Raw genomic sequence first — 664 nt, 5'->3', positions numbered from 1 at the left:
AGCTGCGCGGCGCCATCATCTGGCTGCGCAGCCTTGCCCCCGCCACATGATCACGATCCCGAACAGGCCCTAGGAGTGCTGACGTCCGGCGTCGTTGATGTCACTCATGGATGTCAGAACGGTGCAACCGCATGCCTTCGCTGGCACGATGGTCCCGTGGTTGACCTGGAGCGCATCAAGGCAGAGACCGTGGCGTACTTCCGAGCACTCGATGAGGGCGCCACCTCGCAGCACCACTTCCGCCACGCTGACGAAGAAGGCGGCCTCTGGTACATCGAGGCCGTGCCCGACCGCGGCGAGCTGATCGTCATCAAGCAAGCCGAGCTGACTCCTGCTGGCCAACTCCACCGGTACAGCTGGGAGCACCTGGAGGACGGGCACGGCGGCCTGACAGACCAGGCGATCGATCCTGAAGAAGATCCGCTGGAGGCCATCGCGGCAGAGGAGTTCCAGAGGGTGTGGACCCGATGAGCGCGCTGGTCAACCACTTGAGGAGAGAGGCGGGGGAGTGGGGGCGCTGACCTGGAGCTTCGATACCGGGTCAGGCCACCGAGAACTCAACCGCGAGACACCCCCGTTGACCGTGGCTGACCCTTGTATCTGGCACGCCTGTGGCACGGGCTGCCCCCTGAAGCTCCTCAGTCCGTCGGGATCAGGTGCGCCC

Annotated in this window: 1 protein-coding gene; it reads left to right on the top strand. The window is 65.2% G+C overall.

The window, feature by feature from the left end; all coding sequences use genetic code 11:
• Positions 1 to 156: 156 nt before the first annotated feature.
• Positions 157 to 471, top strand: a complete 315-nt coding sequence (locus JL475_RS39285; protein ID WP_202282970.1) for a hypothetical protein — start codon at positions 157 to 159, stop codon at positions 469 to 471.
• The last annotated feature ends 193 nt before the right edge of the window (positions 472 to 664 follow it).

The organism is Streptomyces sp. M2CJ-2, assembly GCF_016757295.1.
Lineage (GTDB): Bacteria > Actinomycetota > Actinomycetes > Streptomycetales > Streptomycetaceae > Streptomyces.
Note: the sequence above shows the minus strand (reverse complement) of the source record. Positions and strands in the feature narration are given on the sequence as shown.